Source organism: Erysipelothrix sp. HDW6A (assembly GCF_011400295.1).
Taxonomy (GTDB): Bacteria; Bacillota_I; Bacilli_A; order Erysipelotrichales; family Erysipelotrichaceae; genus Erysipelothrix.
In genome coordinates this window covers 560,553-577,532 of the sequence record NZ_CP049859.1, presented here as the reverse complement: position 1 = coordinate 577,532, position 16,980 = coordinate 560,553, and the positions used below count along the sequence as shown (strand labels likewise).

Below are 16,980 nucleotides of genomic sequence, written 5' to 3'. Positions count from 1 at the left end.
TTCACTAACTAATCTCTTAGCGGCATCTCATCTATAATTTCTTTATCTTTTTTAGGTAACTTATCATAGACTAACTCATAAGAAATACGAATCATTTCTTTTATTTCATCCATACTTAGTTGTTCAGTATCTGCTTTAATTGAATTCCAGTGTTGCTTATTCATATGATATCCTGCAACTACATCAGTATGTGCCTCCCTGAGCTTAATATTATCTTGTGGAAGTCCTTTTAATGTAATTATATCAGGCGTAAGTAGTCCAAAATTCTTCCCTAACAGTGAGAAGTAGAAACACTCCCAACTCTCGCGGTAGTAAACTTCTGCACCACGTTGCTTCTCAGCGAATGCAATGTATTCTTGAACAATGTCGTCAATGTTCATAATGATCTCCTTTCACAAAGTGATATGTCTAATTACATTATAGTATAACTATATTAACTTATACTACGCATTGGATAGAAAAAGAGTCAGTTCATGACAAACCGACTCCTATGCTTCATTGTCTGTAATAAAATCGTAATTCTCTGTTTCCTTTAGACCTTTGAGTATGACTGTTTCTAATACCTCAAGATTCACATCATCAAGTTTCTTAATGTATAAGCATGACTTACCAATCTTATATTTCCCAAGATCTTTTAACTCTTCAATTGCTTCGAGATCATACGAAACATATAAAGTTAGTGCTTGTTTGCGATTCGCAAATCCAAATTCTGGCATATCTCCTTGATGTCCTGTCTTATAGACATAGTGAAGACTACCAAAACCAACAATACTGCCCCACATTTTCGGTTTCTTACCCGTTAACTTCTCACCGATTTCGAGAAGTTTTTTGATATCTTCGATACGATTGGGTTCAACTGTTTCAAGAAAGTCTTGTACAGAAGTATCCGTTACATTCATGAGATGCTCCTTTTCTTAGGTGGTGTACGTTTGATAACTGCACCAATCCATTCTGGAGCGTAAGCAGAGGTACAACCTGGTGATACAACCATCTCTTTATAGACACCTAAATCCTCACCAATCTGTAAACAAACATCGGTATAGTCTTCATATCTAAAACCAATCTCACAGAGTGCTCGATTAATCATCCATTTAATTGCTTCAGGACTCTTCTTTAGATCACGTTTTACGTCTGAGAGAATTGAGTCTATGTATTCTTTCATTAATTCTTTACTGTGAGCAATCTTATCCACTTCGATAGCCCAGTATGCTCTCTGAAGGAGTTCGTCGTCTTGTTTCTTCAAGTATTCTTTAATATCTTCTAAATCCTTAAGCTTCACAACAAACTTAAAAACGAGTTCATCAATAAGTTGTTCAAAGTCTGCAGTTTCAAGTAGATGGATTGCTACTTTCTTATCACTTGTCTTTGCATCAAAAAGTAATACCGCAAGGAGTCTTGCATCAGGTATTTCACTTGCCCAGAGTTCTAATGCCAATTCTTGATCAAGTTTAATTTCTTTAGAGAGTTTACGGATCACACCCATCGGAACTCCTAAGGAAGTTTCTGGTGCTCCAGCTTTAATGAATGATTTTCGACGTGATTCGTTTGCGTTTGTTTGTAGTGTTTCGAGAACATTTTGTACTGTCATAGTGTCTCCTTATTAAGTAGTTCGATATTATAGTCGATCATCGCATCAATTAGTTGATACGGTATGTCTTGGTTATAGGGAATTTGAATTGCTCCTTTTGATGTTTTGTATGACTTTAGTTCTTTTTCAAAGAATTCTATCGCTTGTGGTCCAGGATAGATTCCAAAGTGGTGTTTCATTGCCGCAAAGTGGATAATATTTTTCTTAAGGGCAAAGGTTGGCATCCCATAAGATAGTTTTCTTTGTAGCTGTGGATACGTATTAGAAATATACTTATCTACAGCTCTTAAGAGACTTTGTGTCTCTTCATCATAGCCGTTGAAATAGGAATCAAAGATTGATGTTTCCATAAGTGTTTCTCCTTTAAGCAAAGTATAATCTATTTCTTAATAAACGCCAATTTATATACACTAAATGTGTAAATGTAAACTTAAGTTGCGAATGTTCCAACTGAAATTGTTTGTCTATTTACCGTCCCATACTATAATAAAGGTAAGAGGCGAGGTGGCATTATGAAAATTCAGGATAAGTTAATTGCTTTACGCAAATCTAAGGGATATTCCCAAGAGAATCTTGCAGAAATAATCGGAGTTAGTCGTCAGTCAATATCAAAATGGGAACTAGGAGAAGCCTTACCCGATGCTACAAACTTAAAAGCACTCAGTTCAATTTATCATATTAGTATTGATGATTTACTCGATGATGATAAATCCTTTGAATCGTCACATTCTTTTGAGAAGGATAGTATTAGAGATACCCATAAAGAACCAGATACTTTTGATAAAGTGGGTAAACTTGCAAAGAGACACTGGGCAAAGATCGGCTACTATCTACTCTATGCGAATATTCCAGCTTTTGTAGTTATCACAGTTATGAAAACTATGTCTAGTAGAATGGTTTTACCTGTTGATGACATGTTCAATGATGGTTTTGGTGCTGCGTTTAGTTCACAGGTAGGTTCTTTCACTGTTCTTCTTAGCATTGCACAAGTATTAACTTTTGCATTCATACTTCTTGGACTTGTGCTTATCTTTATTGATTATCAAAAAGGTAAACAATAATTCACATTTTTTCTTCACTTAATATTCAAAAGCTTAGGTTATCCTTATTCATGTGGAAATCTAAGCTTTTTTATTATCCACTAAAACTATGTAATATTGAATTACTAAGAATGAATCGGTATATTATTATCTAGGAGTACACTATGATAAAAAGAATTAAATCTAAAAACCTATTAATTTTTGCCGGGGCACTTCTATTGAGTGTTCTTTTAACGTATGTGACTGTTGCCAACAACAATGACATTCAAGCAGTTGAATCACTTCAATTATTAAATGAAGCCCCACTCTTAACGCAAAATGTGAAATCAACTTTAAATGAACCTGTAAAAGTTTCAAAGCTTTATCATAAAGATAAATTTATTGGTGTTGTGAGTTCTTCACAAGCAATTAAGAATCATATTGATGCTGTATACAAAGAGGATTATGAAAATGACTTTCCTGATACAAAACTAAACTTATCCGATGACGTCTATTTCAGTGATGCTCTCAGCTACAATGTTTTTGAAGATATTGATAAAGACATTATCGATTATCTTGATACCAATAAGCTTTATGCTGTCCAAGTGCACAAATACACATTTAGTAATAATGCCGTAATTTATGTCAAGAACATTCAAGATTTTGAAAAAGCAGAGAAGGCATTCTTACTTAACTTCGTTAATGAAGATACCTATACATTGTTGAAGGAAGAGAAACCAATTCCTCCACTTACAAGTTATGGTGAACAAGTGACTCATATTAGTGTAGCAGAGACGATTACTACAGAACCTGGCACAACGGATATTGAAAATATCTACTTAGATGAAGCATCTATTTCTACTTTCCTAAGTTATGGTTATGACCCAGAAATTGAAACCTACGTCACACAAGAATTCGATACGGTTGAAGGGATTGCTTCCTTGAATGGGATGACTCCTCAACAGCTTGTAACGATTAACCAAGGTACACTTAAGAGTACTGATCAGATTCTTGTTCCTGGTATGGAATTAAAGATTTCAACCTTTAACTCTCCATTTACCGTTACCGTTAAGAAAGATCGTCTAACCCAAGAAACAATATCTGCACCCGAACCTAAGTATGTTGAAGACGATACAATTCGTGAAGGGCTTCAGGTTGTGGATGTTGTTGAAGAAGATGGTTACCAAGATAGTTATTACATCGATACTTACATTAACGGAACCTCTCAAAACTCTGAATTACAAAAGAGCACTGTCATTAAAGAACCCGTTCAAAGTGTCATTCGAGTTGGTACGTACGTTGAACCTAAAGTTGGTAGTGGTAACTTTAGTTGGCCACTTGCAAACTCCTATGTCCTTTGTCGACATGGTTGTTATCCAGGTCACCAAGGAACCGATATTTCAACTTATGGTTCTGGTTATGGTCCTATTCTTGCAGTTGACCGTGGTGTAGTTGTCGCTAACTCTTTCCAAGGTGGTAAAGGTTGGGGTTGGGGATTCTACATTAAAATAGACCACGGTAATGGTTACCAATCACTCTATGCACATATGCAAGGTCCTGGATATCTTCCTGTGGGATCTACTGTTTCTAAAGGACAAAACATTGGTTATGTTGGGATGACAGGTGCTACCACTTATCCCCATGTTCACTTAGAAATCTATCGCAATGGTGCGAAAATTAATGCCTGTTCCGTATTAGGCTGCTAAGACACATAAACAAGACCAATACTCTTCTGTTAACGCTTAAGGGTATTGGTTTTTTTGTTCTTGGATTGTTTTACATTGTTTAGATTGAGTGTTTATTCACATGATGTTAAAGATATATGGTCTTTTAAGAGTGTTCTAGCTATAATATGGTTAAGACAAGGAGGATACCCTTCAATGTATGTAACACCTTGGTTTGATTCCATTAATAATAAACCTTTACAAGAATACCCAAGACCTCAGTTAGTTAGAAACAGTTATATATCTTTAAATGGCTATTGGGACTTTGAAGTCAATAAACTTCCACTAACGAGCACTTACTCAAAATCAATCCTTGTACCCTTTTCTCCCGAGACCGTAGCATCAGGCTTAGCAATGACCATTAACCCTGATGATTTTATGCATTATCGCCGATTCTTTACGTTATCCGATGACTTTATGCTTGATCGTGTGCTTCTGAATTTTGAGGCTGTTGATCAGGAATGCTACGTGTACGTAAATACTATGAAAGTCGGAACTCATATTGGCGGTTACGATTCTTTTAGTATTGATATCACCGACTTTATTAGACCTGGAAACAATGAACTTGTCGTTAGAGTGGTTGATCAAACAGAGAAAAGTGGTTATGTTCGTGGTAAACAAAAACTTAACAACAAAGGAAAAATGAGTTCGATATTCTATACTCCAAATAGTGGAATATGGCAAAGTGTTTGGTTAGAGAGTGTTCCCAACAACTACGTAAAGCATGTGGATATTGCCCCTAATTTTGATGATGCTTCGTTCGATATTACGATTCATTCGTTAATGGATGATTACGCAGATGTCCATGTTTTTGATAAGTTTGGTGATGTACGAACTCAAACATTACTAACGAACCAAAAGCATACACTTGAACTCTTAAATTTTACGTCTTGGTGTCCGGATAATCCCCACCTCTATGATGTAACGATTACGCTAGAGGATGATGTAGTGAATACCTACTTTGGTATGCGTAAGTTCTCCAAAACAATTGATTCACATGGTGTTTCACGCTTCACATTGAATAATAAGCCCTTTTTCTTCCTAGGCATCCTTGATCAAGGATACTGGCCTGAAAGTCTTCTTACGGCTCCAAGTGACGAAGCACTTATTTTTGATATAGAAACTATGAAGGACCTTGGATTTAATACCTTAAGGAAACATGTGAAGGTAGAATCATCACGTTTTTATTACCACTGTGACCGTATCGGCATGGTTGTTTGGCAAGATATGCCAAATGGTGGTGGAGTTGATAACCCATGGTTTGCAACCTATCTTCCTAATGTATCGACGTATGCTGCACGTAACGTAAAAGACAATCATCATTGGCTATTCAAACGTAAAGACCGTAAAGCAAAAGAGTTTTTCTATATGGAACTTGATGCAATGATACAACAGTTGAAGCATTTCCCTTCAATTGCTGTATGGGTTCCTTTTAATGAAGGTTGGGGTCAATTTGATGCTCCTGTAGCCACAAAACGTATTCTTGATAACGATCCATCAAGACTTATCAATGAAGCATGTGGATGGTATGACCAAGGCGGTGGTGATGTATTTAGTATTCATAATTATCTAAGGCGATTGCACGTTAAACCTCAAGGAGAACGAGTAGTTAGTTTAACTGAATATGGAGGCTATGCATTCCCTATTAAAGATCATGTCATGTATGAAGAATCCTTCGGATATAAATACTACAAGACTTTAGATGAATATGAATACGCAATCCAAGATTTAGTCTACTCGCAAATTATTCCAAACATAAAGAGCGGACTCAGTACAACGATATATACTCAACTAAGTGATGTTGAGAAAGAAATAAACGGTCTTGTAACCTATGATCGAAGAGTCATTAAGACTAATAAAGAACTCATTCGAAAACTTAACCAAGATGTCATAAACGTATTCAACGAAATTCAGAATATTTTCTAAAAGAAAACCTCTACCTATGTCGGTTATTATCCCGAATCATAAGTGGAGGTTTTTTATAATCTATTTCTTCTTCTTATTTCTTTTTACTATTTGATTTCCAATCAGTGTAGCAATCCCCAGTAAAGCAATTACAATCCAGATAGTGTTCTGAGATACACCTGTAGTAGGTAATCTTGGGCTATTTGGCTCACCTGGTTGATTGTCTGTAGGATTACTTGGTTTTGATGGATCTGTTGGATCCGTTGGATCTGTTGGATCTGTTGGGTCTGTCGGATCTGTTGGATCCGTTGGATCTGTCGAACTATCGTCAAGCTCCCACACTGCATAGAACGTAGTAGCCGTTTCAATAGTAACTTCATCCCCAGCCTTGTAAATAGTTGATTCCTCTTCATTGGATAATGACCAACCCAAGAACTTATAACCGACTCTCACAAGACCTGCAGATTCTTTAATCACTACCTTTTCTCCAGCAATGTATTCAAAACTATCAATTGGAAGTTCTCCAGTTCCACCATTTGCATGGTAGCCGACAGTTAGCGTAGGTGCCCAAGTTTCATAAAGGCTCATATTCTTTTCAAGAACAACTGTTTGGTCTTTTTCGTAAGTTTCTCCAAGGCCATCTGAGTCCGTATTCCAACCAATGAATCGATACCCTAATCTACTTTCAGCGAATGAACCTTTAATTACAACTTCTTCATTAGGATTGTATTCTATTGACAGTACATGTTCCTCACCATCTTCATCAAAGTAATGATATTTTAGAAGTACATATTCTTGCCACATTGCATATAATGTTGTGTTTTCACTAATATTGAATTCAGAGCCTACTGCATAGTTAGTTCCCGTTCCATCAGCCTTTGTATTCCAACCGATAAACTTGTGATTGTCTTTTTCAAGTGTAAACTGATCAAGAACCATTACCGTAGCATCTGCAAAGTACTCTTCTGTATCCGTTGGAGCATCACCAGATGTGAAGCCATTTCCATCATATTCTACTGTGAAGTACTCTTGCCACATTGCATATAATGTTGTGTTTTTGCCGATCTTGAATTCTGAACCGACTGCATAGTCTGTACCTGTTCCGTCAGCTTGAGTATTCCAACCGATAAACTTATGATTGTCTTTTTCAAGTGTAAACTGATCAAGAACTTTTGCCGTAGCATCTGCAAAGTATTCTTCTGTATCCGTTGGAGCATCACCAGATGTGAAACCATTACCATCATATTCCACTCTGAAACACTCCTGCCACATTGCATATAATGTTGTGTTTTCACTAATCCTTAATTCAGAACCTACTGTATAGTCTGTACCTGTTCCATCGTCCTTTGTATTCCAACCTATAAACTTGTGATTGTCTTTTACTAGTGTATTTTGACCAAGTACGGTTATGACATCATCTGGGTAATATCCTTTTGTATCAGTTGGTACAGTACCAGAGGCTGAACCATTCCCATCGTAAGTTACTTTTTTGCTTGTAGCCCACACTGCATACAGGGTAGTCCTAGACTGATGGCTAGGCCTGAAAACATTACCAAATGCATATTCTTCATCAGGACCCTCAGCCATAGAATTAACAGACCATCCGATAAATTTGTGATTGTCTCTTGTAGGCTTCATATATTCATCTGATCTTACAATTACATCAGCTTCTTCAATATTTAGTTCATAATATAAGTTTTTGGTTGAGTTAAGATATCGCTTCCCAACAAACTCCCCAAAACCCTCTAGGCCGAACACTCCACCATTAGCATCATACTCTACGGGGTAATTCTGAACTGCTCCATAAGCAGTATATCGTTTTAAGCCTCGTTGATCGAACTCAGGTCTATCAACTTTACTACTATGAGTACTTTCTGCCGCTACCCCCCCTACATATTGCACTGAAGGAATGCTTATACGATCAACCCCGGCAGTATTAATATTGTATATTGAGTTATAGTAAATAGTTTCTAGTCCAAGAATATCCTGAATTTCATAGGCAGGATCCGCCCCTTTTTGAACATTAATGATGTTAGCTGTCCCTCCACCATTTTGAGTAGTTGTGTTATTTGATATATCTTTATAATTACTTGCTTCATTTACTAGTCCATCTTCCTTGTATACTTTATTCTCTAAGAATAGAGAATAATTTCTCGTCACAGCAGCCGTCGCGAATATTCCAGCTCCACTTAAACCAATAGCTCCGCCACGTTGCGCAATGGCAGACTGCGGTCCTCCAGCTTGATTCCCTACAAAAGTTGATGATTTTATTTCATTTGTCATCTTTGCTGATCCACCATTCTTAAAGAACTGAATAGCCCCTCCAGCATAGTCGGTATCCCCATACCCATATGCAATATTTTTATAGAAAGTACTGTTTTCTATATTAGTAATTAGTCCTGGGTTACCTGTTCCCTGAATGTACAAGGCACCGCCATCATCATAAGCAACATTCGATTCAAATGTTGAACCTGCAACTGTAACTGTAGCATTTGCTCTTCCATCGAATACGTAAATAGCACCTCCATCGTAGGTGTTCTTTACATTTCCTTCTTCTCCATTAGTTTTGTTTCCAACAAAATAGGAATCATTAATATTCAAATGACCATAGAAGTAGTGAAGCGATATTGCTCCTCCCCTCCACCGATTGTCCCGCTGTTGATAATCTTATTTGAGTTTGATTTGAAAAAGCTATTGGATATATTGATTTCACCCTTATTATTTTTTGAGTAAATTACACCAGAACCTTCCACAACACCCATTCCTTCATTGCTTTCAAATGTTGAGTCATTAATATCAATGCTCGATCCTTCATGCAGATATATTGGTGAAAGTTGATTAGTTTTGATATTAGAAAGTCTTGAATTATTTAATGTTACTTTTATTCCATCTTTAGTATTTGAATTGATAGCTCCTTTACTTGCACCACCATCAATCACAAGAGAGTTAAATACAACAAGTTCAGGAAGATTATCTTCCTTAGTTACATTTTCTTCACTTTCTGGTCTTCCTTCATCCGACACAGATATCAATGCCTTGCTTTTGCTACCTCTACTACCGGTGTCATTATTCAACATTTTTAAGTTGTCAATTTTTAAAACACTACTGCCATCTTGCCACACAATATCAATCACACCATTATTCCAATTGATCCCTTTTGCATTAATTGTTGTAGGAACTTTAGGAATGACTAATACTGCATCACCTGACACAAAATCCTCACTTAGAGTAAGGGTTGTTTCTGCAGTGATTTCTGTTAAAACTTGTACTAATTCATCCACATTTTTAATTGAATTATAATCGATTGCGTTTTGCTCAGGAGTGACTGGTTCCTCTTCTGAGAGTATTGTAATCCCAGAATCTACCACTTGGTCTTCTGGGTCTTCTTGTAAAGCAATCTCATCTGTTGTTTGGGAAACACTTGAGTCTACTTCTGTTTTTGCTTCATTGTCTTCAACTTTTACTTTATCATTTACTTCTTTTTCTACGACATCAATGACTTCAACCTTTTTATCATCTCCCGCTTTAGTTGGAATCTCGACTTGTATGTCATCTTCCTCAATAAGATTCGTGATGTTTTCGCTTTCTGCTGAATCGTCTAAAATATCAGCATCTGAGTCTTTTTCTTCGACTTCAACTTGCTGATTAGTTTTCTCTTCGCTAATGTCATCTTTTTTATCTTCAGTCTTTGTATTAGTATCGACCGACGTAAGAGGAACCTGAATGACTTCCTCTTTACTATCAGTAGTTTCTTCCGCTTTCATTGTTAAGATTGTATTTGTTAACATCAACGCAAATACGGTCGCGAATACTACAAATTTGTTTACCTTCTTTAACATAGTAATTCCCCCATTTCTTAAATTATGTTAGTCACTAGAAGTGTGTTTCCCTTGTTAAAATATTCTCATACCTAACAATTACAACTTCACATTAACATACTTATCTTTTGTATATATAAAATATTTAATTAAACACCCCGTTAATGTTATTAATATATCTAAAACCGGTTTACAGATTCTAATAGTCACTATCATTTCAATATTTCGTATTTTTTATGATTTTCTTAAACTGTAAATATTTTTGTCTTTTTATTCGTGATATTGGTCGAAGCTCGATATGGATTTTTTCCTTTTCACTTGTTCAAAATTTTGCAGCTAATTTGTTCTATACACATTCTCGAATCTCAAGTACGTACTGCGTATAACTTGAGACGGTTAAATGTTAATGAAATATTATCGGTAAACCTAGATGGTTTCTAGCTAATAATCCCAATAAATTTTATGCAAACATAATTTACAGAACATATTGCTTTTAGAATTAATAATCGCATATTTATTTCTATCATTTTGAAACAATAAATTCAGAAATTTCTCACATCAAACACATTGAAATCGCACAGATGAGCCTTATAATATAGGTGAGAGAGATGTATAAAAACAATAACAATGCTGCTTAATTTCTGTATTATTAATTAAGGGGGTTTTTTAATGAACAAAATTTTTCACCCTATCAACGGTGATCTTGTTGATGTAACTGATTTAACAGAGAATGAACTCTTAATACCTAACCACTTACATAAGCCTTCAATCTGGATCCCATTCTATGACGAGGGAGAAGATACGACTACAACAAGACTTTATGGTATGGAGTTTGAGCTTAATCTTGTTGACGAAAACAACAATCCGAAAATCTATGATGTTTGTAGAGAAATATTGAAAATCACAAACTCAGAGGGTCGACATGCACACATCATGGTTGATAACTCAGTAAGAAATGGTATTGAGCTTGTATTTGCACCCATGAGTTTTGCCTATATGTTTGCCCATATAGATTTTGTGGGACTTTTTGATTTGTTCCAAAATAGAGGTGTTACAGCTTCACATGATACTGGCTTCCATATCCATGTTGGGATTCAACATACACTTCGCGAACGAAATCTCATCCTTAAACTGTTCGCTATTTCCTATCCAATGTGGCTTGAAATTTCTCGACGTAAAATTATTCGCTTACAAGATCGCTACGTATCAACTGCTTACTTTATGATGAATGACAGAACTCGTGAGCGTCACCAACACAACTTACGCTCGCTTAACGATAAAGGTAGCTCTCGAGTAGACTTTAAATCACTTTACTTTGATAGCTACGATATTCGTAACCGATACACAGCAGTAAACTTTGCGAATCGCAATACTGTTGAGTTTCGTATTTTTAGTGGTGCTCCTACTTATGAGACATTCTTCGACTGTATTGATTTTACTGATCGATTTATTTGTCTTGTAGACGAGATCAGTGTCACTCGTGAAGACAATGTTCCTAACTTAGATGCATTCGTATTAAGAACAGGGACACAGGACTATTTAGATCGAACTGTACGGACAATTCGTAAAGGTCGCTTACTCCAGGGTACTCGTCTTTACTACAATCATGCCTACCTTGTAAATACATACTGGTACCAAAGCTCACCAGCACATGCGGATTTGGGTGATTACATTATGCAGAAAGTACATTATGAAACTTATCTATCATATATAGAAGAAATTCATGCTTTCGATATTAATGTTGACTATTTTGATATTCAAGAGACTCGTGAAAAGATCAATGACTTTTTGGTTGGTGTTCTTAAAGAGATTGTGGTTGTGGAGGATAGCTTTATTGGAGCAATCCCTATCTTGTATAACACTCGCTATCAAAAGATAAGTCGTCATGAACTAAAAAATGACTATGTCATCCTAAAAGCAATCAACTCAGATTTGTTGATAACGGAAACTAAGTAATAGCCACTACATAGTGGCTATTTTAACGTTTTGTTTCTAATATAAACATTGCATTTCTGACATTAAATATCAAACATTCCACAAATAAACTGATTCATTTTTGCATAAATTGTTTCGTTTTTCACAAGCAAGCGTTTTCTTAGTATTCTTAACGCTTGTTTTTCAGTCAAAAGGGTAGAAACCTGCTTTTTTTTCCTTTTTATCTGCACTCTCTCGGTTTATCATGATAGAGCGAGTTTTTACATTAAACTCATAGGAGGAAAGAAATAATATGGAGATTATTCTAAAAGTATTATCGGATACAGCATTTCTAGGTGCTATATTCTCAACAATTTCTATAATTTTATTAGGCTACTACTTAAGGAAATCAAATAAAGTTACAGAACATGCACCAAAATCATTAACTGCAGTACTACTAAACGTAGCGTTACCTGCATTAGCATTCCAAGCATTTATGACAGATATTAAAGATGAAACATTTACTGTTGGTCTTAACTCATTTATCTTTGGATTTGTTGCTTACATTATACTTATTCTTATTTCATATGCTTATGCAGTGAAATATAAGGGTGCTAAACTTGATGCAATGCGTGGACTTACAATTTTTGGTTCCACAACATTCTTTGGTATTCCTATCATTACAGCATTCTTCCCACAAGATGGGGCATTATATGCAAACTTATTTAATATTGCTTACCGAGTATTCTTATACTCATTTGGATTTATCTTATTCTCAGGATTAAAATTCGATAAAAAGAATCTTAAACAAATCTTACTCAACCCAATTATCATTGCTACATTCATTGGTTTCTTAATCTGGATGTTCCAAGCAAGCCTACCACAAGTTACAATCGGTGCAGGCGACAAAGCATGGACTGGTGCATTCTTACGTCTTGATAAAACTGCTCCATGGTTCATGAAAGCTGTAAGCTATCTTGCATCATTATCATCACCTCTAGCATGGTTAGCTATTGGGATGACTCTTGCTCAAATCTCATTAAAAGATGCTGTTAAAGATGCTTCTGTTTGGGTTTACTCAGCTGTTAAATTATTGATTATGCCAGCTATCATGTTATTAGTAATGATCCTCTTTAAAAACATCGGATTCTTACCACTTAACTATGTTGCTGCAACAGGTGTTGTCATTATGATGGCTACTCCTCCTGCAACTGTTGCTGTAAGTTATGCAATTAACTTTGATAAAGAAGCTCTCTTCTCATCAAATGCATCACTTGTTGCTACTGTATTGGCTATTGTTGCAATTATCTTCTGGATTATTGTAATGTCTGCTCTAAATAGTGTTGGAATTTTCTAGACACAAGGAGATTGTTATGAAATTATTATGTTATGGTGTACGTCCTGTTGAAAAACCATTCTTTGAAGAACTCAATAAGGATTTTGGATTTGACTTAGTATTAACAGAAAAAATGTTAGATGATGAAACAGTACATATGGCAGAAGGCTGTGAAGCTGTAATGCTACGTGGTAACTGTCCAGGAAATCGTCAAAACTTAGAAATCTACAAGAACTATGGTGTTAAATATGTCCTTACACGTACTGTAGGATACAACCACGTAGACTTAGAAGCAGCTAAGGACTTCGGTCTTAAAGTAGCTTACGTTCCTTTCTACTCACCAAATGCAATCGCTGAACTTGCTTTAGCACTTGCAATGGGATTAGCTCGTCATACTCAATACATGGGAGACAAAGGACACAATGGAGACTTCAAAATTGATAACTTTATGTTCAGTAAAGAAATCCGTAAATCAACAGTTGGTATTATTGGACTTGGTAAAATCGGATTTACTGCAGCACAAATCTTTAACGGTGTTGGAGCACGCGTAATTGGTTATGATATCGTTGAAAAAGATTACTTAGGAGATACATGTGAACAAGTTGATCTTGATACACTTCTTGCAGAATCTGATATTATCTCAATGCACATGCCTTACTTCAAAGGTTCAAACGACGAATTCATCAATGCTGAAAAGATTGCAAAGATGAAAGATGGCGTAATTGTAGTGAATACATCACGTGGTGAATTACAAAACGTTAATGATATTCTTGATGCAGTTGAATCAGGAAAAATCCAAGGTTTTGGTACAGATGTTCTTGCAAACGAAACTAAGTATTTCAACAAGGTTACAGATGTTCAAGACTTCGATGAATTACTAACACGCGTTAATGCATTATACCCACGCGTTATTGTTACTCCACACATTGGTTCATACACTGATGAAGCAGTAAGTAACATGGTTGAGTACTCCTATGAAAACCTTAGAGATTTCATTGAAACAGGTACTTCAAAAAACGAATTAGCTTAATATTCTCAATACCGCTTCGGCGGTATTTTTCTTTATCCATGTTATTCCTTGTTTGTTTGATATAATAGATAGTGTACAGATCAAGGAGGCATGTATGGAACCCATTCAACTACTGGTAGCTTTAGATGAGGCTTATTTACCACAGCTTAAGGTTTTGCTTTGCTCGATAAAAATCAACAATCCCAAGGAGATTGTTAATGTTCACTTAATTCACAGTAGTATTCGTGAGGAATCTATAGATAATCTAGATAGCTACTGTACTAATTTAAGTTACACATTAAATGCCATCACAATTGATGATGACTTATTAAAGGACGCTCCGACTTCAAGTCGATATCCCAAAGAAATGTACTATCGCTTACTTGCAGCGTTTGTACTTCCGCAAGACATGAAACGTATCTTGTACCTAGACCCTGATATCTTAGTTATCAATGCTTTAAGACCACTATGGGAGCTAGACCTTGAAGGTAATTTATTTGCAGCTGCAGCTCACACAGGGCTCACTGAACTTGCCAATACAGTCAATCGGGTACGATTAGGAACTGATCATGATTACTATAATTCTGGTGTACTCCTAATTAACCTTGACTTAGCTCGAGAAGCTATTAACCGAGATCACCTCTTTGAATATGTTAATGAGCACCGATTTGAACTCTTACTTCCTGATCAAGATGTCTTAAATGGGCTTTATGGTTCTAAGACTTTAGATATCAAGGATGAGCTATGGAATTATGATGCTCGTAAATATAATAGTTATCTTGTAAGGAGTCTTGGCGAATTTGATGAACAGTGGATTATTAAGAATACTGTCATTCTACATTTCTGTGGTAGTGCTAAGCCATGGAAACCAAACTATTCCTACAGATTTGGAATACTCTATCTTCATTACATGAAGTTAGCAGAGCAATTTGAGCAAAAGAAAGCCTAGTTCAAAAACCGAACTAGGTATTTTTTATACTCTCTCATCCATCCATTCAACAATATGCTCGATAATCTTCGGAGCATCCGTAACCCTTAATAAGTCATGTTCTTGATGAGGAACAAACTCTAATGTTTTATCACTACTTGCAATTTCATCGTAGAATACTTGACTACTCTTTGGTTTAACTATTGGGTCATGTTGTCCGTGCATAATTAAGACAGGTAACGTGTACATAGATGCATGTTCATGGATAAATTCTTGTGCATGACAGAGTGCTTCAACTAAGAACTGCTTGCTTGCGGTTTTCAACACATAAGGTGAGTCCATTGCAATTAATTGCTTAATCCCTGCATCCCCTTCAGTTCCTAGGAACTCTAAGAATTGATGAATCGTAATCGATTGTGAGTGCATGCCTTCAAATTGTTTATGAACTTCAAGACCGGCACCAATTAATACTTGAGCTACTGAACTAAATGGATACAGAATTCCATATAGTGCTGTGATCATGCCTCCGAGACTGAACCCCATGGTAATAATAGGAAGTGTCGAGTCGTATTGTTGGACCCATTCAACACATCGGTTTAAATCATCCGCAAAGTCTTCATATGCCTTCAAGTCTCCTAATGGGGCTGTAGTCCTTCCGTGTCCACGAACATCATAGCGAAGGCAATGATAGCCTAAACTCGCTAAACGGTTCGCAAAGGAACTGTAATGGGCTCCATACTCTACAAATCCATGGCTGAACACAACGACACCTTTGGCATCTTTTGCTTCATCAAACTGACAGTATAATTCATAATTATCATATGTTTCTATTTTAAAATTCATCATTACCTCCAACACTAAATCTATCTAAGAATTCAACATTTTTATCATCATCATAGTACGACATAATTTTATTTAAGTTGACATTCTCTACACTTCTAAATATATTTGCTTCTAAGAAAGGATTATCTTTCGCTAAGCATTCAATCAGTTTCTTAATTTCTTGTCGCTTACTTTTCGTCGCCAATTCGTCATCATTGACTCCCTCGGTAAGTGGACATGCACATTTTAAGAACGTTAGGTTAATATGATTTACCCAACGAATGATATCACGCTCACGAACTAGCGTTAATGGGCGTATTAGTTCCATATCTGGGTTACTTGTTGATTGCAAACGAGGAAGCATGGTTCCCATCTGCCCACCATAGAACATGTTAATAACAATCGTTTCAATCACATCATCGTAATGATGACCTAAAGCAATCTTATTACATCCAAGCTCTTTCGCAAATTGGTACAAATGACCACGACGCATACGTGCACAGCGATAACAAGGACTCTTCTCTTCATCATTTATTGCTGAGAAGATAGAGGAGTCAAAAATCGTAATATCAATATCAAGATCTTTAGCATTATCGATAATCTTTTGTCTGTTTACTTCGTTGTATCCAGGATCCATAACTAAGTACTTTACATTGAACTCAATCTTGGAAAATGTTTGTAAGACTTTGAAGCAAAGTGCTAGAAGCATACTATCCTTTCCACCTGATATACAGACAGCAATCGTATCACCTTTTTGAATGAGGTCATAATCCGTAATGCCCCTCATAAACTTACTCCAAATTTCTTTTCTATAGGTTTTTAATAAGGTATTTTGATAATTCATGTTTTTTCTCCAATAGGCTTATTATATCACTTTCGACCTCTTTTTTTGAGTAAGAAGACTTTAAGACAATGCT

General features: G+C 36.0%; 15 protein-coding genes. 7 read left to right on the top strand and 8 right to left on the bottom strand.

Annotated elements, in window-relative coordinates; all coding sequences use genetic code 11:
• Positions 1–8 precede the first annotated feature (8 nt).
• The 4 genes from G7059_RS02985 to G7059_RS02970 all read right to left on the bottom strand — a co-directional run bounded on the left by G7059_RS02985 (position 9) and on the right by G7059_RS02970 (position 1,938).
• On the bottom strand, positions 9–380 hold the full coding sequence (locus G7059_RS02985) for an MmcQ/YjbR family DNA-binding protein (protein WP_166080616.1): 372 nt from the start codon (positions 378–380) through the stop codon (positions 9–11).
• 108 nt (positions 381–488) lie between these two features.
• Positions 489–899, bottom strand: a complete 411-nt coding sequence (locus tag G7059_RS02980; RefSeq protein ID WP_166080615.1) for a DUF1801 domain-containing protein — start codon at positions 897–899, stop codon at positions 489–491.
• Entirely contained in the window at positions 896–1,588 is a 693-nt protein-coding gene (locus G7059_RS02975; protein ID WP_166080614.1) for a DNA alkylation repair protein, read from the bottom strand. The genes G7059_RS02980 and G7059_RS02975 overlap by 4 nt, the downstream gene beginning before the upstream one ends.
• A complete protein-coding gene (locus tag G7059_RS02970) occupies positions 1,585–1,938 on the bottom strand; it encodes an iron chaperone (RefSeq protein WP_166080613.1) in 354 nt (117 codons plus the stop codon). Before G7059_RS02970 ends, G7059_RS02975 begins: the two co-directional genes overlap by 4 nt.
• Positions 1,939–2,100: 162 nt before the next feature.
• Between G7059_RS02970 and G7059_RS02965 the strand changes: the two genes are divergently transcribed.
• The 3 genes from G7059_RS02965 (at position 2,101) to G7059_RS02955 (ending at position 6,257) form a co-directional block, all read left to right on the top strand.
• Positions 2,101–2,649 carry a helix-turn-helix transcriptional regulator gene (locus G7059_RS02965; RefSeq protein WP_166080612.1) on the top strand — a complete coding sequence of 183 codons (549 nt, stop codon included), beginning with the start codon at positions 2,101–2,103 and terminating at the stop codon, positions 2,647–2,649.
• A 143-nt stretch (positions 2,650–2,792) separates the two neighbouring features.
• A complete protein-coding gene (locus tag G7059_RS02960; RefSeq protein ID WP_166080611.1) occupies positions 2,793–4,313 on the top strand; it encodes a peptidoglycan DD-metalloendopeptidase family protein in 1,521 nt (506 codons plus the stop codon).
• A gap of 174 nt (positions 4,314–4,487) precedes the next feature.
• Complete coding sequence (locus G7059_RS02955) at positions 4,488–6,257, top strand: glycoside hydrolase family 2 protein (protein WP_166080610.1); 1,770 nt, start codon at positions 4,488–4,490, stop codon at positions 6,255–6,257.
• Between the two features lie 60 nt (positions 6,258–6,317).
• On the opposite strand, the gene G7059_RS02950 is transcribed toward G7059_RS02955, so the two are convergent.
• Positions 6,318–8,837, bottom strand: a complete 2,520-nt coding sequence (locus G7059_RS02950; protein ID WP_166080609.1) for an InlB B-repeat-containing protein — start codon at positions 8,835–8,837, stop codon at positions 6,318–6,320.
• Positions 8,834–10,075, bottom strand: a complete 1,242-nt coding sequence (locus tag G7059_RS02945) for a hypothetical protein (RefSeq protein ID WP_166080607.1) — start codon at positions 10,073–10,075, stop codon at positions 8,834–8,836. Before G7059_RS02945 ends, G7059_RS02950 begins: the two co-directional genes overlap by 4 nt.
• Before the next feature lie 648 nt (positions 10,076–10,723).
• Between G7059_RS02945 and G7059_RS02940 the strand changes: the two genes are divergently transcribed.
• The 4 genes from G7059_RS02940 (at position 10,724) to G7059_RS02925 (ending at position 15,262) form a co-directional block, all read left to right on the top strand.
• Positions 10,724–12,010, top strand: a complete 1,287-nt coding sequence (locus G7059_RS02940) for an amidoligase family protein (RefSeq protein ID WP_166080606.1) — start codon at positions 10,724–10,726, stop codon at positions 12,008–12,010.
• Positions 12,011–12,281: 271 nt separating this feature from the next.
• Positions 12,282–13,325, top strand: coding sequence for an AEC family transporter (locus tag G7059_RS02935; RefSeq protein WP_166080605.1), 1,044 nt, complete (start codon positions 12,282–12,284; stop codon positions 13,323–13,325).
• 16 nt (positions 13,326–13,341) lie between these two features.
• On the top strand, positions 13,342–14,334 hold the full coding sequence (locus tag G7059_RS02930; protein WP_166080604.1) for a 2-hydroxyacid dehydrogenase: 993 nt from the start codon (positions 13,342–13,344) through the stop codon (positions 14,332–14,334).
• Positions 14,335–14,428: 94 nt separating this feature from the next.
• Entirely contained in the window at positions 14,429–15,262 is an 834-nt protein-coding gene (locus G7059_RS02925) for a glycosyltransferase family 8 protein (RefSeq protein ID WP_166080603.1), read from the top strand.
• A 24-nt stretch (positions 15,263–15,286) separates the two neighbouring features.
• Here G7059_RS02925 and G7059_RS02920 read toward each other — a convergent pair whose 3' ends face one another.
• Positions 15,287–16,084, bottom strand: coding sequence for an alpha/beta fold hydrolase (locus G7059_RS02920; protein WP_166080602.1), 798 nt, complete (start codon positions 16,082–16,084; stop codon positions 15,287–15,289).
• Positions 16,074–16,907 carry an ATP-binding protein gene (locus G7059_RS02915; RefSeq protein WP_166080601.1) on the bottom strand — a complete coding sequence of 278 codons (834 nt, stop codon included), beginning with the start codon at positions 16,905–16,907 and terminating at the stop codon, positions 16,074–16,076. Before G7059_RS02915 ends, G7059_RS02920 begins: the two co-directional genes overlap by 11 nt.
• Positions 16,908–16,980 lie beyond the last annotated feature (73 nt).